Raw genomic sequence first — 21,779 nt, 5'->3', positions numbered from 1 at the left:
CCCTTCGTAAAGGGTAGGCGCCCCGTGCTCAGTGATGGGCCGGGGCGCCGTCAATTCCAGCTCGCTACGATCGAGACGAATCCCTATTCGCTGCCGACTTCTTGCCGTTTCGGGGTTTCGAGGTACGCCGCCTCCTGACCCGACAAATCAGGTAGACGGCGACCAACCCCCCCAGGCTCGTGGCCAGCCGCGACGTGGCATCGGGAGTTGGCCGGCCGATCGTCGCGCAGGCGCACCCGCCTTGGGGGTCTCGCATGGAGGGAGACGGCTCACTCGCCGGGATCAGAAGGTCCATGGCGGGATCGCCGAAGAGGACGAACATCTGGGGCACGAATTGGAGCGGGCCTGCCGGGTAGGCGGCCGCGACCTCCAGGAACGCTTTTTGGATCGCGGCTCCAATGGGGTTGATGCGGTCTTGCAGGATTGCCTTGTACAAGGCCTGACTTACGGCAGCCTGCACGGGTGGGGCCGACTGACCCGTGGGGGCAAAGAACGCCACGGCTCCCTTTCCCGGGGCACGAACGAACTCTTCAGCCATCGATTCGAATTCCGCCTCCGGCGGGAAGACGAAGTACCCGTTAATGCAAGTCAGGGCCGTGATGAAGGGGTATCGTCCGGAATTCTCGATGCGCGACAGCGAGGAGGTTCCGAGCAGCTTTTCCGCGGCCCACGCTTGGACCGAGCCATGGCCGACATAATTCACGACGGACGCGCCCTCGTTCAGCTCGGATTCAAGCGCCCCGGAGAGGCCGGCGGCCGAAGGAAAAAGCGCGAGATAGGCCCGGGTCAGGAACAGGCTGGATGGCGCGAGAGCGAAGACATCCTCGGAGATGCCTTCGAATTCCGGCTGAATATTGTCCGCGACCAGGAGGACGTTTCGGCGCCAGTCCGCTTCGGGCGAGTCGTCTGCGTAGTGCAGGATTTTGTCCACCATGGCGCGAAGCTCGTCGGGCGTCCGCGCGGGCAGGCGTCCAATCGCCATGTCGGGGAAGAGGTCCATCGTGGTTCCCGTCGCCTCCGTCTCGTTCGGTCCCCGCGGACCGTCGAAGGAAACGAACCAGCCGTCGGACGGGATCGCACCGCCCTCATTGGAGTAGAAGAAGTACGTCGGGATCCGGCCGGCCGGCCTCGGCGAATCCGGAGATTCGACGAAGCCCTTGGGGTCGTAGGACGCATCACCCACGAGGAGGACGTAGGTCGGTCGCGGGGCCTCCCAGGCCGTTAAGGCGTAGCGAAGGAATGACTTGACGGCGTAGGGTGTCTCGAGGCCGGCGCCGAATTCATCGTAGATCCGGTCGAGGGTGACGACTTTCACGGCCAGCCCGCGGCCTTCGTGATGGGATCTGAGCGGTTCAAGGGCCGCCGAGAAGTCGTCGCACGGCTCACCTTGTTCCCCGCAGGATGCCGCGGGAAGGATCATGATGTAGTCCGCGCGATTCCGTGGGTCGGACAATTCCGTGGGCGCGGGTACGTCCACCGAAGCGGGTTCGACCAAGGTCAGGCTTGGAGCCCCCGTCTCGAGGTACGTCAACTCAAGGGAGTCGAGCAGAAGTTGGTCGAAGGGCATCCCTTCCGGCAGCAACGGCGCGAGTGTGACGGTGTTGATTCCCGGGTGGAGAAGCGAGGAGGCGAACGTGAGATTTATCGTGTGGATTCCCGCGCCTCCCCAGGCGGCCTCTCCCAGGCTATCCCCATTTGCGGAGAAGCCCACCCGGTGATCGAGGCGGGGACCGAGGTCGATCAAGCCGGCAAACCGGATTCGCAGTCTAGCCTCTCCCATTCCGCGGTCGATCTCGCCCAGATGGACTTCCACGTCCTTCGTGTCCCCGTCGCGCAGGATCGGAGCGAAGTACCAGCGTTCCATGTCGTTCGGCCCCGGCACCTCGGCAAAATAGATCTCATTCCGCTCCACCCGAATGGTTTTCATCCGAGGTTCGGCGGGCGCCTGCAATTCCTCCGAAAGATCGGTTCTGAGTCCCGGTTCGGAACTCGGGGTCAGCCAGTAGGTCTCATACGGGGAATACTTCCTTGGTCGCGGAGAGGCGGGGAGGAGGATCGTGTCGTCCTTATCGAACCGTCCATCCGCCTCTCCAGCGACCTGTAGAGGGACTTCCCTTAATCGCACACCGAAACTTGTGGACCGGCCGGGCGAGAAAGCCCGCCACAACGCCGGATTGAAGGCCGATGGGTCCAGGCCTCCTTCAAGGATCGTTTCGAAGCCGAGGCGGACGACTCCGGTTTCCGCCGCGGCGACTTTGATCCCATGGCCCGGGATTGTGGAGGGGAAAGCCCGCCGAACGCCTCGATGGTTGCTTGCAAAGCGAGATCCGTTGAGGGCAACCCAATCCAGGAGGCGGTTCACGAGCCCGGAGGAGTCGGAGGGCGCTCCACCGAGGCCGGGAGGCGCCGGCCGCATTCTGCGACGAGCCGGGAGGCCGGAGGGAAAATCGATTCGCGCCTGCAATCGGTCGTGGAATTTCCCGTCGTAGAACGGGTCACCCGTTATTCTGGCGAGGTGCTCTTCGCGATAAACCCAGCCGTCGCCCGTTTTCCATGTGATCGCCGGCGCTTCGCGGTCGGATGGTCGATCACCCCGCTCTGCCCCTGCGGGCGGTTCAGAATGGATGGAGAATTGTCCCTGGCTCGGAACGACCAGGATGGCGCTCTTTTTCTTCCACGCGCTGGAAGAGGGCGTGAAGAGCTCCAAGTCAACCCCTGTTGCGTCCTCCTTCAGCACCCTCCAGCCGGGGGGGGGGAATCCGGTGGAGAGACGCGGGTCCGGCGGAGGCACCCTTCCCCGATCTCTCAGCCGGCCCGGATCGGTCAACCAGACGCCTGCCTCGACCGCATTGGGCATTGTTCCGTTCAGGTACTCCACGAGGTTCGAGAGGCCGTCGGCATCGGCGTCGCCATCGCCGTCAGCCACGTTCGGGTCCAGGCACTTGGGGTCGTGATCCCGTGATCCCGTGATTCCGTGATCCGGCAGGTCATTCTGGTTCACGGGTTCACGATTGACGGGGTCACGCGTGCACCACGCCCGTTCCCAATCGTCGGTCATACCATCGCCGTCGGTGTCGAGGCCGACGTGGGCGATCACTGGGCCGTGCAGGGTTCGGCGGCCGGTGAATTCGACATTCTCAAGCCAGTATGAAAGGGTGCACGCCTCTTTTCGTAGGGGAGCATCTTTAGATGCTCCCTCTGGGCGGGTCTGAAGACCCGCCCCTACGCAGATCGAAAGATCGGAGTCTACGACGACATATTTCTTGCCGCGGGCGCTCGTTCCCAATCCCCGGATCATCTTCGCATTGACTTGCGTCCTGCGTCCGGCGTCCTGCGACTCGCTGCGATAGAGATTGAATCCCGCATTGGACCGTTCCGCGGCTGTGTCCCATTCGAGGGCAACGCGGTCCGCGAGGCCGATGGCCCGGAATGAGATCAGCTTCACCAAGGTTGGGTCCTTGCGGGTCCACACGAAGGCCGCCGCTTGAGAGTCGAAATCGGAGGGGCTGGTTTCGACCAGGGTGGTGGCCGGCTCCGCCCACGTCCCGCCGTTCCAAAGCACCATGCGAATGTCGCCCGGAGCGGCGAGGCCGGATTCGGGACCGATCCCCAAAAGCAAGATCTGGCTCCCGTTCGGGCTGGGATGGAGAGACAGGTGGTACACGTCATCCGGCCACGAATTGGCGGCGAGGGTCGTATTGGAATCGATGCTGGACACGCTGAACGTATCGGTGGGACGGTCGTACGTGAAATACTCCACGTTGGGCGAGTTGGCCTCCGTGTAGACGAACACGGCCTTTCCCGTGCTGAGTTCCCAGGCCACATCAAAGGGCCGGGATCCGAGCGCCACCCCGGACTCGATTCCCACTTCCGGAGAAGGTCCGTTTCCCTGCCAGGCCGTCCCGTTCCAAATATCCACGCAAAGGTCAGAGGGTGCCGCGCCATACATCACGGCCACGGCCAAATCATTCGAAGTCGGGTCTGCCGCCATCTGGACCCGCTGGACGGTGCCGCCCCCCACGGTGTTGTTGCACGGGGCGGCCGCAGTTTCGCCTCCCCATCCCGTGCTGAATACGAACTCCCTCCAGGCGATGTCCGTGCCGTTGTCATACACCATGACTCCGCCGCTGTTGGGGCCCCCGGAGAGCCTCTCCCAGGCGAAATCAAAACACTCGCGGATGGCGCCGCTGCACGACGTCGTATCCACGAGCGCCACGCAGTTGTCCCACGAACTGCCGTTCCAGTGCGCCGCGTAGAGGGCTTCCGCGGCCCCTTCCGCCGATTCGAACATCAGGATCATTTCCTCCGATTGGGATTTCGGGCGCAATTTCATCCAACGAATATCTCCGGAAGCCGGAGTCCCCCCGCAGGTCAGCACTTGAGGGCTGGCTCCGCAACCGGAGGCTGAGCCGGCGGCGGTATAGTCCACGTCGGTCGTGGACCAGCTTGTTCCGTCCCAAATCGAATACGTGAAACATTGGTCCGTGGCATTGTTTTCGTGCACAACCATCGCGTCACCGGTGTTCGGCTCGTAACCGAGGTCGAAGGCCCGGGCCGCGTCGGCATTGGCGGTGGGCACGATGCTGGCGATGCCGGGTGTCCAATTGTTCCATGTGGTTCCATCCCATCGCTGCACGAGGAGAGAACCGTCCAGATGCTGTGTGCCGGCGAGAACCTCACCCGAGTTGCGACCGGCCGGCTGGAGAGCCCCCCCATCGGTGTCCTGCTGGAGGGACTTTGCAACGATGAACTGAATGTTGGAGGCGTTACCGGCGTTGGCAAGGTTTCCGGCGCCGCCGAAGTCCTGTGTGCCCGTGCTCCAAAGTCGCCGGATGGGCTGTCCATCCGCCGTATTGTCATCGTAAAGGACCATGCCTCCGGCGGTACCGGCGGTCGGAGTGATCTCCGGATACTGGGAGTACGTGTTGAAGGTGCTTCCATCCGTGCGGGCCATCCGGAAGCAGTACGTTTGGCCGGGTCCCGCATTGTAGTTCTCCACGACGAAATCCCACTCCCCGATGGCGCCCGCGGAAATTGTGGCGTTGAGGGCGGAGATGGCGGCGTCCTCCTCGTAGGTTTCCAGAATGGTGGCCGCGGGAGACTCCGTCAGGAGGTTGGCGGTAATCGCCGCGCCGTCGGCCGGCGAGTTGCCGTATCCACGCCACGCCACGGCGACGGCGGAAGGTGAGCCGACATCGGTCCATCCGGAAGCGGAGGCGCACGTTGAAGAAGTCTCACCGTATTGTAGCTTGTACGTCCCACTGGTCAGATTGTCTCCGATGGCCTTCACGCCGATGCGAATGCGAACGACGCCTTCCCAGTCGGTTCCCGTTCGTGCCGTGTCCCGAGCGTCGCAGGTCGAGGGTTGAACGGCGTCGGTGTTGTCGCACACTTTGTAACCGATTTGTTCCAGACGCGGGAGCGGCGCGCTCCAGGCGAACATGGCCGTTTCGAAATTGTCGTCGGACGGCGACGTTTCGAGGGGGGAGTTCACCGGGACGCTCCACGAAGAGCCGTTCCAGAGTCGCGCCTCCAATTGATTGCCGCCTGTGGGCAGGCTGGTTCCCAGGAGCATGATCTCATCCGAGTTGGGATTGGGCGTGAGCTGCACCATTTCGACGTCGTCCGGCCATGCCGAGCCTGTGTTGGCGGTATTGGTCGCGATGCTCGTGACGCTCCAGCCGGATCCACGGATGTAGGTGAAATACTCCGGGTTGAGCCCGTTTGCGTCCACGTAGACGAAAAGGGCGGTGGCGTTCGATTTCCCCCACGCGACGTCAACGGTGCGGCTGGGGAGAGTGGTGGAGGGTCGCTCCATGGCGGCGTCTTCGGTCGGATTGCCTGCCTCCCACGCGGTGCCGTCCCAGACAAACGCGTTGCAGTCGGCCCCGGCATCCCTCTGAATGTAGGCGATGGTGTCCGAGCTCGGGTCGGAAGCCATCTGGATTTCGTCCACCGCCGCACCGCCATTGAACGGGGAATTCGTCGTTGGGCCGGCCCAGGTGGACGCGACATACGTCCAGTGTTCCAGAGTAGTCCCGGTTCCGTACGCGGCGAGACCGTCTCCGGAAGAACCTTCATAGGCGAAGCCGAACGGCTTGCCCGGCGCGTTCGTGATACCGGCATTGGTGAGTTCCTGAACGCTTCCCCATCCCGTTCCGTTCCACTCGGCCGCCCGGACCACACCGCCATTGCTCATGGCGATCAGCATGATGGTGTCGAACCCCGGGCGAGGAACGAGTTGGACCCAGCGCGTGATGGTCGCACCCGCCCAGAGCGTGAGCCCGCCAACATTATCGGTGAAAGTCGTTCCGTCCCAGGTGGCAAAGGAAACCGTCGTATTGGTCGTGGAGGTGTTCTCGTAGATGATCAGCGCATCGCTGCTCGAATCCTCATAGGCAATGTCCAAAGCGCGGTAGTTGTCGTTCGTGCCGCCGGAGAGACACGTGGTGCACGTTCGTCGCGTCGTCCACGTGGAGGACGTGCCATTGAATTCCTGGAGAATCAGCGTTCCGTCCGACGACAGCGTCCCGAGCATTTTCTCGTTGCGCAGCGGAGCGTCCCGCAGGACGACCCACTGGAGATTGGTGGCCGTGGAGTTCGCGCTGTTCGCCGCCGTCGCTCCAAAGGTGGAGCTGGAACCTGTGTAGGCTTTCCTCTGGGGCACGGCGCTCCCGCTCTGGCCGTACAACGCGGCTCCATCGAGGGCCCATGCAGAACCACCTCCGAGGGACACGATGGCCTCGATCCACCCGACGGCCGCGGCGGCTGCCGTGGCCCATCGACGCCGGGACGGAGAGTGACGGACGATGCACTCCTCCACGTCATGAAGGTGCTTCCTTTCCGCCGTTCCGTCTTTGCGCTGGCGCAAGTTGTGGCCTGGTTGCGTTTGGTATAGGTCCATCATGGTGATCGGGCGACTTCCTTCCAAATTGGAGCAAGGGCTGAACGGCTTCGTCCTCCAAGTTCGGAGCTTGCTGGAGAAGGACCTGAAGAGCATCGTCCTCTACGGCAGCGCCGCGCGAGGAGAGTTCGATACGAAACGATCGCTTCTGGACACACTGATTGTCTTGGATCAGGTGGAATACCGGCAGTTGGGACGGCTGGCCCCCCACGTTTCGAAATGGAGGCGACACAGGATAGCTACGCCGCTCGTTATGAGTCCCGAATACATTGAAACCTCCCTGGATGTCTACCCGATTGAGATTCTCGAGATGCAAGCCCATCGGAGGGTTCTGTACGGCATGGATGTGTTGGCGGAGGTGAAGCCATCGAAGGCCGCCGTCCGTGCCCAGTGCGAGCGGGAGGCCCGGGGAAAACTTCTGCACCTGCGGCAAATTCTGCTCGAAACGGCCCTGAGGCCCCGGAAGCTTCGGCAAGCCATGATCCTGTCCGTCCCCTCCTTCCTCCGTATCGCCCGATACCTTCTCTTTCTCCGGGGAACCGGCGCGCCGCCTCAAGGACGCGAACTGATGGCTGCGTTGCAGGAGTCGGAGCATTTGGGGTTCACCGCCATTGAAAAGGTCAGGGCCATGCGTGGCGGCGAGTACGATCCGGAACGCGGGGATATTCCGATGTTGTTCGAGGCCTATCTCGCGGAGGTGATGACGCTCGTCAAGCACCTGGATCGCCTGGTGGTGGAGTGAGCGGAAGACGGAAAAGAGCGCCGTTGCCCGCGTTCGGGTTGTCCGTCGGGATTCTCCTTTCAGCCCTGTGCGTCACCTCCGGTCCATCCCGGGCGGATGTCGTGCCGTTCAAGAACTATGTGAGCGATTACACGGGCGTCGTGCCCGAGTCGGTCCGACGGCAACTCGATTCCCTGTTGCAGGGCCTCGAGCAGAAGACGGGAGCCCAAGTGGCCGTCGTCGTCATCGATTCCACAGACGGCGTCCCGGCCGCGGATTATGCCGTCGAGTTCGGGCAGAAGTGGGGCGTGGGGAAAAAGGGGAAAGACAATGGGATCGTTTTCCTGGCGGCGCTGAAGGACCGTGAGATGTTCATTGCCACGGGATACGGCGTGGAGGAGATTCTTCCGGACGGCAAAGTGGGCCGCATACGCGATCAGGAGATCCTGCCGTATTTTCGACGGGGCGACTTCGCGGCCGGGATCGTAAACGGGACCCTTCTACTGGCCGGGGAGATCGCCGGGGCCAGGGGTATCTCGCTCGAGAGTCTTGCGTCGACGCGGGATCTCCAGTCTCAAAGACGGCCACGACGGAGAGGATTCGGCCTCATGGGGGGGCTGCCGCTTCTCCTTTTCGTCTTGTTGCCCCTACTGCTTGGCCGGGGGCGATTCGGTCTCCTCCCATTTTTCATGATGGGATCCCTGACGCGCGGTGGATTCGGTGGAGGATTCGGGAGCGGCGGATTTGGGGGCGGATTCGGAGGGGGTCTTGGAGGAGGCTTCGGAGGCGGAGGAGCCGGTGGACGCTGGTAATAAGATCGATGGGTGGTTTCTCATTCGAGAGGTTACAGTAGGAAGGAGGAAGTGATGAAAAAAGGGTGGATTGTCGCGGGGATCACATTGGGGCTCCTGGCCGTCATGGGCATCGGGAGTTGCAGTTATGTCATATCGACTCGCAATCGGTTCGTCACCATGGAAGAGGGCGTGAAGGGCCAGTGGGCGCAGGTCGAGAACGTGCTTCAACGGCGAAGCGATCTGATCCCCAATCTGGTCAATACCGTGAAGGGATACGCCACGCACGAGAAAGAGATCTTTACCGGCATTGCCGAGTCGCGCGCCAAGCTGGGCGGCGCGGGAACCATCGACCGGAAAATCAAGGCCGCGAACGAGATGTCTTCCTTTCTGTCGCGTCTCCTCGTCGTGGTTGAGCGTTACCCTGACCTCAAGGCGAACCAGAACTTCATGGCCTTACAGGACGAATTGGCGGGAACCGAGAACCGAATCGCCGTCGAGCGCAAGCGATACAACGACGGCGTCAGAGAGTATAACGCCGGCCTTCGCCGCTTCCCGGGGAACGTGATCGCCTCTTCCATCGGGCTGGGTCCATACCCGTATTACGAAGTTCCGGAGGCGAAGAAGGAAGTCCCCGAAGTCAAATTCCAGTAGCCGTGAAAGATCCTACTCTTGCCGCGATTCTCTCGGCCCTCATTCCAGGTCTCGGCCAACTCTACTGTCGCCGATGGGGAAGAGGCCTTTCGTTCATGGCCGGCGCCCTGCTCTCCGCGCTTCTTTTCCCACCCTTGGGAACTCTCATCTCGTTAGGGGTGTGGATCTGGAGTGCGGTGGACGCTTACCGGATCGCCAAACATACCGAGATAGGCTTCGCACCTCCCGGTGGACGGGTAATCGACGCCTCTCGGTTCAAGCTCCCACACGTGGACCTCCGCGCGGTGCTGCCCTATGTCGCCATCCCGGCGGGCATCGCCCTGTTCGTCGCCGTAACGGCGGGCGCTTTTCTCGTTCAGAGAGGATTCAAATCCCAGCCGGGGTCCGACAAGAACCCGGAAGGGGTGGTCGAAATGATCCGCAACTACCATCAGGAAAAGGGTGCCTATCCGAAATCCATCGAGGCGCTCATCAACCCGTCGGACCCGATGGAAATGAAGAAGATACTCGATTCGTGGGGTCGGCCGTTTCTTTATCAGGCGTGGGCGGATGGATTCCGGCTGTCCAGCGCGGGGAAGGACGGGCAGCCCGGGACCGAGGATGATATTGCCTATCGTCCCGGCGGCGAAAAGGGCCGCATGGCGCGCTGATCCCCGTAACCCGCACCGGTAGCGGACCTCATTCTGCCCTGCCCCCGCCGGCCTTGATCACGATCCAGCCCCGGACCGTCTGATCCGACGTGCAGTCGGCCCGCGCTTCCCCAACCCTACCCGACGGGGTGCGGTGAAGTCCTCTGACCGGGGCGGCCCTGGCAGAATGCCGGCCGCTGGGTGTGGATTCTACGGCACCAAGGACGATGTCCAGTCCGCCACCCAGTGGCTGCTCTTGGACTTCTTCGCCTTGGAGCGCCACTCGCATGCGTGGGTCAAAAGATCCTGGGGGTCCGGCTCCTTGTTCCGGTTCGTAACAAGACCCAAGTGAATCGTGACAAACGGAGAGCTGATAAGTTCCCCGGCGCGACCGCGCAGAATCCGTCTGGGTACACCCAGCAACACATTACCGATCGTCTGGGTGAAGGATGAGATGATAGCTTCCGCGATCTTCTCCGCGCGACCGGGGTCGGCCAGAAACACGAAATCGTCCCCACCGATGTGCCCTACGAATCCAGAGGGGCCATCGTAGTCTTGAAGGCAATTGGACAGGACGGAGGCCGTTTGGCAGATCACGGCATCTCCACAGGGAATCCCAAAGGAATCGTTGACGGCCTTGAAGTGTTTGAGATCCGAGGCGGCAACAACGAAGGGGTGACCTCCCCGCAACCGTTTTTGAATCTCGCGCAGGATGGCCACATTTCCCGGCAGCTTCGTCAGAGGGTTCAGGTCGGCCAGCATCCGATTGCGCCGGATGCGTCCCCGTATCCGCTGTGACATCTCTTCGGGTGGACAGACGCCCCCAACAAAGCCATCCGCGCCCTCGGACAGAGCCCTCTGGATGAGGTGCCCATCGGTACTCGGGCCGAGAATGATGATCGGCATTGGATCAATCCGGAGATCCCGACGGATCATGCGGAGTGTTTTCAGGCCGTCCTCGGGACTCCCCAAGTGCAGGAGCATTGCGTCAAAGGAGCGCTCGTAAAGAAGACGCAATGCGTCGGCCCCGTCCATTGCCCTGGACACCTGGATCCCCGACTCAAGGAATACTCGGTTCGACGAGGGAGAAATGTTTTCACTTTGCCCAACGATCAGAACATGCTTCATGGAGACCTCCCTTCGGAATTGCCCTCGCCGTGAAGGCTAGTCCGGACGTCCTGGCATGTCTTTGCGCCCGATCAAGTTACCGTGGGTCATCCGAAAACGGGTTCCGGCAAAACAGCGAACCCCGTAAAACCCCGCCTCCCTCTTGCAACCCGATTCCGGGCAGGTAGGATGAACGGGCACATGGGCGCACGTGTCACGGAAAAGGTCAAGTCGGGGTTCATTCCGAGAGTCGGTCTTTTCCGGGGTGTCGGCGAGACCGCGATGGAAGCCGTCATCCGCCCGGCCAAGCAGCGCAGAATTGCGCGGGGCGTCTTCTACTTCCACCAAGGAGACCCCGCCCGGAGATTGCTGATTCTCCGGGAAGGAAAAGTGAAATTCTGCCAGGCGAATTCGGCGGGTCGCCAGGTGACACTCAAAATCATCGGTCCGGGTCAGGTCCTGGGTTCGATGGCCATCCTGGGGGACGAGACCTATCCGTTTTCCGCCCAGGCCCTCACGGCTACAACCGCATGGGAATGGGACAGTGCCCAGGTGATCCGGCTCATGAATCGCTTTCCTCCCATCGCGATGAACGCGCTTCGGATCGTACTCGGTCGACTCGAGGAAATGCAGAAGAAGTACCGTTACATGGCCACCGAGCGGGTGGAATTGCGCCTGGCGCGCGTGCTCGCCAGGCTCGCGGAGGAGCACGGCAAGCCCGTGCAAGCCGGCATTGTCATCAACCTGCCGCTCACTCGCCAGGAGTTGGCCGAGATGGCGGGAACCACTCTTTTCACGGTCAGCCGGATTCTGAATCAATGGAAGGGAAAGGGCTTCGTCCGAATCGGACGTGGACGTGTGATGCTCGCCGCGCCGCACCAACCCAAAGATTTCGTCGATCGATTTCTCCCGGGCCTCCCGGTCTCCTGACCGCCACGGGTCCGGAGCTTTTTCATTCTTTGCGTTTCCGCAAAGTCGCATGACGCCGCTTCGCGCAGACTGGAGTCATGGGAACGCCGAGCACCACGGTTTTGACGCGCCGGGAAGTGGCCAACCGCATCGGAGGAATACTCCGGGATAGACGGATCGCGCAGGGCTACTCGAAGAAAGCCGTCGCCGAAGCGGTCGGGGTATCCGTCAGATATGTTGGGTTGGTCGAAACCGGCCAACGCGTGCCAGGGCCGTCGATGCTGGCCCAATGGTGTACGCTCCTCGGGTCCGACGTGGGGTCGACGTTCTCCATCATGACCATGGCCATGTCCCTGTATTGGCAGACCGGCGGAGAAGATTCGAATTCCGATGAATCTTGATCGGGTGGGGGGGATGCGATGAGGGAGCGGAAACAGGACCATCCGATGGAGAAGATCCTCCCCTATCTGTTCATGATCGCGGCTTTTGTGCTCCTCTTCCTGCTCTCCTCGTGCGGCCCGAAATCCCCCCTCCAGGAAATGGCGGATGCCCAGGCCGCCCTGAAGTCGGCGAGGGAGAGGGGCGCCGAGACCTCGCACGGGGAGGAATACGGAAAAGCGGAAGCCCTCCTCGATCAGGCCCTACAAAAAATGCGAGACAAGAAATATGAGGAAGCGCGTTCCCTGGCTATCGAGGCGAAATCCTGGCTGGACCGTATTCCCCCGGTGTCCCCTCGACCGGAAACGCAGAATGAGGTTGAGAAAAGCCCGGCCCCGGAACCGGACTTCGAGACGGTCCTACTGACCTCCAATAACCTTGGAAAACCCGATTCCGAGCTTGCCCTCCCACGGGTCTACTTTGATTTCAACGACTTTGCCTTGCGCGATGATGCACGGGACAGCCTGAAGCGGGCCGCGGCTTGGATGCTCAATCACCCGGCTGTCTCATTGGATGTTCAGGGCCACTGCGACGAGCGCGGAACAAACGAATACAATCTGGCGCTGGGTGAACGAAGGGCGGTGGCCGTTCGCCAATACTGGGAAGCCCTCGGCATCGATCCGAACCGGCTGCGGGTGATCAGCTTCGGCGAGGAACTCCCCCTGAAGGAGGGTGAGGGCGAGGATGTCTGGCGGTGGAATCGACGGGTGCAATTCGTTCTGAGCTCCATCGAATCTCCAGCCGCAGATCTTGACCCGGCGAGGCATCCAGGCGGCGGCGCCGTCAACCCATTCCCCTGACATCATGAAATGGGTTCACGCCTTGGCGGAATCCGCCCCGTTCCGAGCGGTGGGGATGTTCGCCGCCCTTGTTCTGGCCGGCGCGGTCCTCTTTCGCGTAGGACTGGCGCGGCTCTCCCTGTGGGCCGGACGGTCCCGGTGGAGATGGGATGATGTGCTCGTAGAGGCCGTCAAAGGCCCCGGGTGGGTTTGGGTTGGGATTGCGGCGGCCTATGTGGCGGTGAGGGTGGCGGACTTGCCGCCGGTAGCTGTCTCCACAACCGACAAGATCCTCATTCCCATCTTCATTGTGACTCTCGTGGTGGCCGGCGTCAGGATCGTAACCGGCCTGATCCGGGAATACGCCTCCAAAATACCCAATTTCCCCAAGACGTCGCTCCTCACGTATGTCGCGAACGGCTTTGTGATCGGGGTGGGCGCCCTGATGATTCTGAATCATCTCGGGATTTCCATCACGCCGATGTTGACCGCCTTGGGCGTCGGCGGCCTGGCCGTGGCGCTGGCTCTTCAGGATACGTTGACCAATTTCTTCGCGGGGTTCTATCTGACGTTGGCTCGCAAGCTCCGGCCCGGGGATTTTGTTCGAGTCGACACGGGGGACGAGGGCTACGTCGAAGACATCGGATGGCGCGAGACGACGATCCGGACGCTGCCCGGAAACATTGTCGTGGTCCCCAACGGGAAACTTTCGCAGGCCGTCGTGACGAACTACGCCCTGCCCCAGCCCGACCTCGCGGTCCTCGTTCAGGTGGGCGTGGCCTACGGCTCCGACCTGGACAAGGTCGAGCGGGTGACGTGCGAGGCTGGACGGGAAATCATGCGGGGCGTGGAGGGCGGGGTTGCAACCTTCGACCCCTTCATTCGTTTCCACACGTTCGGCGATTTCAGTGTGAATTTCACCGTGATTCTCCGCGGGAAGGACTTTGTGTCGCAGCATGTCATCAAACACGAATTCATCAAGCGGCTCCACAAACGCTATCGCCAGGAGGGGATCGAGATTCCTTTCCCGGTGCGGACGGTGCTGATGTCTCCGCGAGGAGCGGACTGAGACGGCTTGCTCCCGCATCCTGGCCTGCCTAGAATGTCTGACTTCACATGACGAAGAAAATCCTTGAAGAGGTCACCCTGATGGGGAGCCTGGCCAAGTGGATGGCGTACGCATCCGTGGTGGGAGGCGTCGTCGGCCTGAGCACGAGCGGTTTCCTCTACCTGCTGACGTGGGCCACCGGGAGAGCGTCGGCCCATCCGGCCTATTTCGTCGTTCTCCCGGGCAGCTTGCTTGCGGCCGCCTATCTTACTCGCCGACTGGCCCCGGACGCCGAAGGCCACGGCACCGAGAAGGTGATCGAAGCCGTACATCTTCGATCCGGCCGGATCGATTGGCGCGTGGCACCCGTGAAAGCTGTCACCTCCGTGCTCACGATGGCCACCGGAGGCTCCGTGGGCAAGGAAGGCCCGTGCGCGCAGATTGGGGCGGGATTGGCTTCTGCAATCTCGTCTCTTCTGCGCGCCAAGGATGTGGACCGGCGAAAGATCGTGATTTGCGGAATCAGCGCCGGCTTTGCTTCGGTTTTCGGCACCCCGATCGCGGGAGCCCTCTTTGGCGTCGAGGTATTGTTCCTGGGGCAGATCGTCTATGACACCCTGTTCCCCGCGTTTGTGTCCGGCCTCACCGGTTACTACGTGACCCGCCTGCTCGGCGCAGCGTACTTCCACCATGAGATCGCCGCTCTCAGGCCCATGACGGAGGGGATGCTCCTCAAAACGGTCATTTTCGGTCTGTTCTGCGGACTCATTTCCGTCTTCCTGATCGAAATGGTGAGAATGGTTCATCGAGGGTTTCGTCAACTCCCGGGTGGGTGGCCGGTTCGGGCCTGTTTCGGAGGGGTCTTGCTCGTTCTGGTGGGTTGGCTGGTGTCGCCCGCGTACCTGGGCCTGGGCTTGCAAACGCTGCAAAGCATGCTGGAAGGCCAAACGGTCCCCGCCACGGCCTTTTTCTGGAAGAGTCTGTCCACGGCGATTACGCTGGCCGGCGGCGGCAGCGGCGGAGTGATTACGCCGATATTCTTCGTCGGAGCCTCCGCGGGACATCTGTTCGACGCGATGACGGCTTCCGGCGATGCGGCTGTATATGCCGCCATGGGATTCTGCGCCGTTCTGGCCGGCTGCGCCAACACTCCCATCGCGGCTTCCGTTCTGGCCGTCGAAATGTTCGGGCCACGTGTCGCCCCGTTCGCCGCCCTCGCCTCGGTCGTCAGCTTTGTGGTCTCCGGCCACCGGAGCGTGTATCCTAGCCAGGTGATTGCGGTTCAGAAGAGTCCGTCGGTGCCCGCGGACGTGGGGCATCCGGTAGGGAGGCCATGAGCCTCGAGGAGAAACTTTGTCCATGGCACGGCGCCGGGTCGATCCTGTGCTTGAAATGCCGCGGCCGTTGGGAGAGGAATGCGGGCGTCCCCGGAGAATTCTAGAGTCATCGTTGTCTCGAGCCGGGCGCCGTACAGCATCCGAGGGACCCCGACCGAGCTGAAAGCAGAAAGAGCTGTCGGTGGGCTGGTCGCCGGGCTGGATCCGGTGATGCAGGCGAGAGGCGGACTGTGGGTGGCTTGGGGCGACACGGGGAGTGAACGCCGCAGAATCCGTCGTGTGGAAGTTCCCATCGACAAGCCCCGCTATTCACTCAAGCTCGTTCATCTCACGGAACGAGAAGTTAGCGATTTCTACTCGGGGCTGTCGAACAATGGTTTGTGGCCCCTCGCGCACTATTTCGTCGGGCGCTGCCGCTTCAGCGCGGACGAGTGGGAAACGTTTGTGAAAGTGAACCAGAAGATCGCCCGGGCGGTATCGGACGAGGTTCGGCCCGGGGATCTCGTCTGGGTTCACGATTACCAGCTTGCGCTCGTACCCCGGCTGATCCGCGAGCGGAGGAAGCGCGCGAAGATCCTTTTCTTCTGGCACGTCCCTTTTCCGGCGCGGGAAGTCTTCACCGTTTTTCCCTGGCGCAAGGAGCTCCTGGCCGGGCTGCTCGAAAGCAACGTCATCGGGTTCCACACCGACGGCTACGCCCGCAATTTCCTCCAGTGTGTCAACAAAGTTCTGGAACTGAAGGTCCTTCGCAAGAAGGGGATCGTAAGGATGGCGAATCACCGCGTGCGCGTCAGGTCTTTCCCGATGGGCGTGGATGTGGGTGAGCTTCAGCGGCTGGCTGCGTCGAAAGAGGTGAAACAGAACGTGCGCGATTTGAGGCGTTACTTCCGTGCGCGCCATCTGGCCCTGGCGGTGGATCGATTGGACTACACGAAAGGCGTGTTGGAGCGGCTTGAAGCGGTCGAATTGTTCCTGGAACAATATCCGGCCTATCATGAGAAGTTCGTGTTCCTCCAGATCATGGTGCCGAGCCGGACCCGAGTCGAGGAGTACCGGAAAATGAAGGAGGAGATCGATCGTTCGATCGGCCGGATCAACGGGCGCTTTTCGCGCGGCGGCTGGGTGCCGATCCATTATTTCTATCGAATGATGGCGCTGCCCTCTCTTGTGGCCTACTACGGCGCGGCGGACGTTGCCCTCGTCACTCCGTTGAGGGACGGCATGAACCTCGTGGCCAAGGAGTACGTGGCGTGCCACCCGGATGAACGGGGTGTGCTGATCCTGAGCGAATTCGCGGGCGCCGCCGAGGCGATGTCGGATGCCATCATCGTGAATCCGTACAATCCGCAGGAGGTGGCCCGTGGCCTCGCCTGGGCCCTGGCCCTGCCCCTGCGCGAGCAGCGCAAACGGATGAGGAAACTCCGGGAGCACGTGCTGGAGCAGGATTTGAAGCACTGGGCGGAGTCCTGCCTTTCCTCTATCTCCTGATTCATGGCGCACCTGAAACGGGTGGCCGCGCTGGTGCGGCGGGCGAGAGACTTCAGCGGCGGGCTCATTCTCCTTCTGGATTATGACGGGACGCTGGTGGAACTTCAGGATCGGCCTGCGAAGGCCAGGCCGTCGGAAAGGCTTGTTTGCCTTCTTCGCGCCCTGGTGGAAACGCCGGGGATCCGATTGGTGATGGTCAGCGGACGAAGCGCGAGCCAACTCTCCAAGATGCTGCCCATCCGCGGGCTGACCTACTTCGGCGCCTACGGGGCGCAGATCAAACGCCCCGGCCGAAAACCCGCCTGGCACCCGAGGATTCGATCGTTGCGTCCCGCGATCGCCCACCTTCACGCGCTGCTTCGGAAAGACCTCCGGCGTCATCCGGAGCTCATCCTCGAAGACAAATGGGGGTGCGTGGGGATCCAGGCGCGGACGCTGCCGGCCGGCCGTCGGCGGGAAGTGCTCGATATGGCCCGGCGGCGGATGAAGATCGTGGATCAGGCCCGTTCGCTCCACCTGACCGAGAACGCCTACGGGCTGGAGATTGGCGCGCGGGGTATCGACAAGGGGTGGGCGGTTTCCGAGGCCCTGCTGGGCCGGAATGGACTGGAGCGAAATCCGCTGGTGGTCTACATCGGGGACGACCGGAGTGACGAGCCGGCGTTCAAGGCCCTCCGGCGCGAAGGAATTACCATCCGAGTGGGCAGGCCGAGAGCCACCGCCGCGCGGTACCGGCTGGCCAATCCCGACCGCGTCCTTCGGTTCTTGGAAGGGATGGTTGCCGCAGGTCGGTCAGTGCGAGCGAAGGATCACGCGCGGGCCTGAGCGAAGCGTCCATCTCGAATCATCGGGCGCCAGCAGGAGATCTCCGACCGTGCGGCCCACGCGGAGGTTCTTGATTTCCAGCCGACGGACGCCCGCCGGGAGAACGGGGTTCCGGAGTTCGACCCTTCCGGCGGGGGCGTTTGCGAAGAGGCCGAGCGAAGAGCGGAGCAGGAGAAACAGGGCGGCGGCGGACCACGCCTGCGGGGCACAGGCCAAAGGATAGGGAACCGGCGCAGGATGTTCGGCCCTGCTGAAACCGGCGAAGAGTTCCGGCCAGCGGCGGCTGGGGAGGCGTGCGAATGCCCCTCCGAGTGAGTGAAGGAGCGAGGCGGCATCGGAGGTCATTCCGTACCGGGCCAAACCGAAGGCGATGACGGCATTGTCATGCGGCCAGACCGTGCCTCGATGATAGTGCAGGGGGTGATAGGCCGGATCGAGCGAGGAAAGCGTTCGAATCCCCCATCCTGAGTGCATGTCGTTTGCGAACAGACGGTTCCGAATCCGGCGGGCGACGGCGGCGGTCACGGCGCCGGAGAAGAGCAGGTGGCCCGCGTTGGAGGTGACGGACCGGATCGGGCGGCGGTGTCCGTCGAGCGCGAGGGCAAAGCTGCGTCGCGAGGGGACCCAGAACTGTTTTTCGATTCTGGACTTGAGCACGCGCGCTCGTTGTGAGCAGAGGGCGGCTTGCGGGTGATCCTTGATCGCCTCGAAAACTTGCGATGATCGTTCGAGGGCGTCCGCCCAATAGCCCTGAATTTCCACCAGGCGGAGGGGCGGGTGGGGCGGGTTGCCCCGGTCATCCATCAGGCTGTCCCGGCTATCCTTCCAGCCCTTGTGAATGAGACCGCGTCCCGGAACGGCGTCATATTCGATCCAACTGTCGCCATCCGCGTCCCCGTAGGCTTCGGCCCACCGCAGCGCAGCCGAAAGGGAAGGCGCCATTTCACGAACGAATCCCACGTCGCCGCTCCACAGAAAGTACTCGTGTAGCAGAGTGGCGAACAGGAGGGTAACGTCGCTGCTGCCGTAATAGGGGGAATGGGGCACGCGACCGGTGCGCGCGCGTTCCCCCACACGAAGTTCGTGGAGGATTTTTCCGGGTTCTTCTTCCCGATAGACGTTTCGGACACGGCCCTGCCACCGGGCAAGGAATCGAAGCGTTTGCTCGGCGACCTGCGGCCGAAAGGGCAGGAGGGAGAACGCCGTGATGATCATGTCGCGCCCGAACGGGGCGTGAAAGAACGGGACTCCGGCGGAAGGAACGGAGTGGCGTCCGATGGGAAGTTCCAAACATCGAAGGTCGTCCCAGGCGTGGCGGATGCGGCGGTCGAATGCGGGATCGTCAGAGAGGATGGCGGCTCCCGCGGCGAGCCAGCGCGTTCTGGAGCGTTCCTGGCGGCGTATCAAGGGGGTGAGACTCAAACGGGCCGGACGGGTGGCAGGCTTGGAGCGGCGGGTGCTCGGAGAAGCGGCCGCCCAGGGTTGCACCTCGGGAATGATGCCGATGGAGAACTGAAGAGAAGCCCGGGGAGGAAGAGTGATGCGAACGCGAAACCCTTCCGGCGAGAGGCGCCCGGCCGAAAGGCTCGACTGAATGAGACAGGAGTAGCGGCGGCGGTCCCGACCCCGGTAAACAAACTCCATCGACCGCGCGCTCCGCCTCGCGACGATGGCACGGTGGATCACCGGTTTCAGACCGGGGTGACGGATCTCGGAAACGTCCGCGAAGTCCAATCCCCAGCGGAACGTGATGTCGAGCGGGTATCTCCGCGGCGTGAAACTTCGGATGTCCAGCGCATCGATGAAACCGTGAGGATCGAGAAGTTGCGTTCTCGTGATGAAGACGAAATGCCGTGGATGCTGGAAGAGCCCCGCGGTTTCAACATCGGTCAACGTGAGGCCGAAGCGGCGGCGGTCGACCGCGTCCTCATCGGTGGTCAGCAGATTGGGGACTTCTCCGTTGATGCGCAGGTCCAGCGAGCGAACACATCTCGTGTCGTACCAGAAAAGCCCTTTCGGCTCGGTCAGGGAATCGGACGCATCGCCGTAACGGTCGGATACGAACATGAGGGGTCCGAAAACCAGGATCGACTTGTCCTCGAATCTCATACTATCGAGGTTAAACCTCTATAGTAGAAGAATCACGCTATAGAGGCTTGGCCTCGATAGGGAAACGTTTGAGGTGGACCATGAGGACCGCAACCGCGGCGGGGGTGACACCCGGTATGCGCGAGGCCTGGGCGAGCGTGCGGGGCCGGACCCGGTCGAGTTTTTCGACCATTTCGCGCGAAAGCCCATTCAGTCCGCGGAAGCCGAATGCCTCGGGGATGGGATGGGATTCCCACGCGCGGGCCTGTTCATTAAGCTGGGATTCACGGCGAAGGTAGCCGTCGTATTTCGTCCGGAGTTCGATTTCAAGGTGGGAGGCGGGAGGTGAGAGGTGGGAGGCGGGAGAAAACTCAGAGAAGAAGGCCAACAGCCGATCCAGAGTCACTTCGGGGCGGCGGAGGAGTTCTTCGAGTGTGGTCACTTTGTCGATGGGCGGCCACCCTTGGGAGCGAAGGCGGTTGTTGACATCGGCCGACGGTGTAACCCGCGTTTCGCGCAAGGCGGCCAGGCCGAATTCGATTCCCCGGACCTTCTCCTGATAGCCGGCGAATTCCTCGTTCGAAACGAGTCCGAGCCGATGGCCGGTTTCGCGGAGACGGAGGTCGGCGTTGGATTCTCTGAGGGCCAGACGGTTCTCGGCGCGGGAGGTGAACATCCTATAAGGTTCGTTCGTTCCCTTGGTGACGAGATCGTCCACGAGCACGCCGATGTACGACTGGTCCCGACGAGGTACCCACGATTGGAGCGCCTGCGCCTTGAGCGCGGCATTGATGCCGGCGACGAGGCCGAGCGCTCCCGCCTCTTCATATCCCGTGGTGCCGTTGATCTGGCCCGCCAGGAACAGCCCTTCCGTGAGTTTGCCCTGGAGTGTCGGCCAGAGCTGGGTGGGATCGACGTAGTCGTATTCGATGGCGTAGCCGGGACGGGCCAGTCTCGCCTCTTCGAGTCCGGGGATCGTGTGGACGAACTCCCGCTGCACCTCTTCCGGCAAACTCGTGGATATGCCGTTCGGATAGATCAAGGGGATTTCAGATTTGAGATTTGAGATTTGAGATGAAGACGAACCGGGAATTTCGGATTTCAGATTTGAAATTCCGGATTGGGATTCGGCGGGGAAGAATGTGTCGTAGCCCTCGGGCTCGAGAAAGATCTGGTGACGGGTCCGATCGGGAAACTTGTGGATTTTGTCTTCGATGGAGGGGCAGTATCGGGGGCCGAGCCCCTGGATGATGCCGCGATACAACGGCGACACGTCCAGATTGCGCCGGATGATGTCGTGCGTGCCGCCGTGAGTGGAGGTGATCCAGCACGGCACTTGAGGCTGCTCAATGCGCTCGGTGGCGAGTGAAAACGGCGGCGGTGGTTCGTCACCCGCCTGAACCTCCAGCCGGGAAAAATCGATCGTCCGGGCGTCGATCCTCGGGGGGGTGCCCGTCTTGAATCGGCCGAGGCGATAGCCCGCCCGTGCGAGAGCGGCCGAGAGACCCATTGAAGGGGGCTCGTTCCATCGCCCCGCCGACCAGTTTTTCATGCCGACGTGAATGAGTCCCGAAAGGAAAGTACCGGTCGTGACGACGACGGCTTTTGCCTCGTACTCGGCGCCGTTGGAGCAGCGGATTCCGCATATCGTGGCCCGTGGCTCGTGGCTCGTGGCTCGCAAGAGGAAACCTTCGGCGGAAGTCTCGACCACGGTCAGCCCGGGCTGGGATTCGATCGTCCGGCGCATGAAGAGGTGATAGAGACCGCGGTCGCACTGCGCGCGGGTGCCGCGAACGGCGGGGCCTTTGCTCATGTTGAGCCGCCGGAACTGAATCCCGGCCTTGTCCGTGTTCCGGCCCATCTCGCCGCCCAACGCGTCGATTTCCTTCACGAGGTGGCCTTTTCCGATTCCGCCGATGGACGGGTTGCAGCTCATCCGGGCGATGGCCTCCCGCGAGAGCGTTACCAGCAGCGTGGAGCAGTCCATTCGCGCCGCCGCAAGCGCGGCTTCGCACCCGGCGTGCCCGGCCCCAACAACGATCACATCGTAAGCCATCGAAG

At 62.3% G+C, this 21,779-nt stretch carries 15 protein-coding genes; 11 read left to right on the top strand and 4 right to left on the bottom strand.

Annotated features, from left to right (window positions below; translation table 11 throughout):
• Positions 1–64: 64 nt before the first annotated feature.
• A complete protein-coding gene (locus HYT87_00365; protein MBI2058200.1) occupies positions 65–6,907 on the bottom strand; it encodes a hypothetical protein in 6,843 nt (2,280 codons plus the stop codon).
• Between HYT87_00365 and HYT87_00360 the strand changes: the two genes are divergently transcribed.
• From HYT87_00360 to HYT87_00345, 4 genes are read left to right on the top strand one after another with little or no spacing between them, the layout of a single operon-like run.
• A complete protein-coding gene (locus HYT87_00360; protein ID MBI2058199.1) occupies positions 6,906–7,646 on the top strand; it encodes a nucleotidyltransferase domain-containing protein in 741 nt (246 codons plus the stop codon). The genes HYT87_00365 and HYT87_00360 overlap by 2 nt on opposite strands.
• On the top strand, positions 7,643–8,437 hold the full coding sequence (locus HYT87_00355) for a TPM domain-containing protein (GenBank protein ID MBI2058198.1): 795 nt from the start codon (positions 7,643–7,645) through the stop codon (positions 8,435–8,437). Before HYT87_00360 ends, HYT87_00355 begins: the two co-directional genes overlap by 4 nt.
• Positions 8,438–8,491: 54 nt before the next feature.
• Entirely contained in the window at positions 8,492–9,070 is a 579-nt protein-coding gene (locus HYT87_00350; GenBank protein ID MBI2058197.1) for a LemA family protein, read from the top strand.
• A gap of 2 nt (positions 9,071–9,072) precedes the next feature.
• Positions 9,073–9,720, top strand: coding sequence for a type II secretion system protein GspG (locus tag HYT87_00345; GenBank protein ID MBI2058196.1), 648 nt, complete (start codon positions 9,073–9,075; stop codon positions 9,718–9,720).
• A gap of 189 nt (positions 9,721–9,909) precedes the next feature.
• Here the strand turns inward: HYT87_00345 and HYT87_00340 are convergent, their stop codons facing one another.
• Positions 9,910–10,827, bottom strand: coding sequence for a GGDEF domain-containing response regulator (locus HYT87_00340; GenBank protein ID MBI2058195.1), 918 nt, complete (start codon positions 10,825–10,827; stop codon positions 9,910–9,912).
• A gap of 180 nt (positions 10,828–11,007) precedes the next feature.
• Here HYT87_00340 and HYT87_00335 point away from each other — a divergent pair, with 180 nt between their 5' ends.
• The 7 genes from HYT87_00335 to otsB all read left to right on the top strand — a co-directional run bounded on the left by HYT87_00335 (position 11,008) and on the right by otsB (position 17,630).
• Entirely contained in the window at positions 11,008–11,736 is a 729-nt protein-coding gene (locus HYT87_00335; GenBank protein ID MBI2058194.1) for a Crp/Fnr family transcriptional regulator, read from the top strand.
• Between the two features lie 77 nt (positions 11,737–11,813).
• On the top strand, positions 11,814–12,116 hold the full coding sequence (locus HYT87_00330; GenBank protein MBI2058193.1) for a helix-turn-helix transcriptional regulator: 303 nt from the start codon (positions 11,814–11,816) through the stop codon (positions 12,114–12,116).
• Between the two features lie 18 nt (positions 12,117–12,134).
• Complete coding sequence (locus tag HYT87_00325; GenBank protein ID MBI2058192.1) at positions 12,135–12,953, top strand: OmpA family protein; 819 nt, start codon at positions 12,135–12,137, stop codon at positions 12,951–12,953.
• A gap of 4 nt (positions 12,954–12,957) precedes the next feature.
• Positions 12,958–14,001, top strand: a complete 1,044-nt coding sequence (locus tag HYT87_00320; protein ID MBI2058191.1) for a mechanosensitive ion channel family protein — start codon at positions 12,958–12,960, stop codon at positions 13,999–14,001.
• Between the two features lie 47 nt (positions 14,002–14,048).
• On the top strand, positions 14,049–15,317 hold the full coding sequence (locus HYT87_00315) for a chloride channel protein (GenBank protein MBI2058190.1): 1,269 nt from the start codon (positions 14,049–14,051) through the stop codon (positions 15,315–15,317).
• A 78-nt stretch (positions 15,318–15,395) separates the two neighbouring features.
• Positions 15,396–16,805, top strand: coding sequence for a trehalose-6-phosphate synthase (locus HYT87_00310; protein MBI2058189.1), 1,410 nt, complete (start codon positions 15,396–15,398; stop codon positions 16,803–16,805).
• A gap of 3 nt (positions 16,806–16,808) precedes the next feature.
• Positions 16,809–17,630 carry a trehalose-phosphatase gene (gene otsB / locus HYT87_00305; protein MBI2058188.1) on the top strand — a complete coding sequence of 274 codons (822 nt, stop codon included), beginning with the start codon at positions 16,809–16,811 and terminating at the stop codon, positions 17,628–17,630.
• Here otsB and HYT87_00300 read toward each other — a convergent pair.
• Positions 17,598–19,739, bottom strand: a complete 2,142-nt coding sequence (locus HYT87_00300) for a hypothetical protein (GenBank protein MBI2058187.1) — start codon at positions 19,737–19,739, stop codon at positions 17,598–17,600. The two genes, otsB and HYT87_00300, sit on opposite strands and share 33 nt — an antisense overlap.
• Positions 19,740–19,776: 37 nt before the next feature.
• A complete protein-coding gene (locus HYT87_00295) occupies positions 19,777–21,774 on the bottom strand; it encodes a tRNA uridine-5-carboxymethylaminomethyl(34) synthesis enzyme MnmG (protein MBI2058186.1) in 1,998 nt (665 codons plus the stop codon).
• Positions 21,775–21,779 lie beyond the last annotated feature (5 nt).

This window comes from Nitrospirota bacterium (genome assembly GCA_016180645.1).
In the GTDB taxonomy this organism is placed as follows: domain Bacteria; phylum JACPQY01; class JACPQY01; order JACPQY01; family JACPQY01; genus JACPAV01.
The sequence above is the reverse complement of the archived record's forward strand: the minus strand, read 5'-3'. Positions and strand labels throughout refer to the sequence as shown.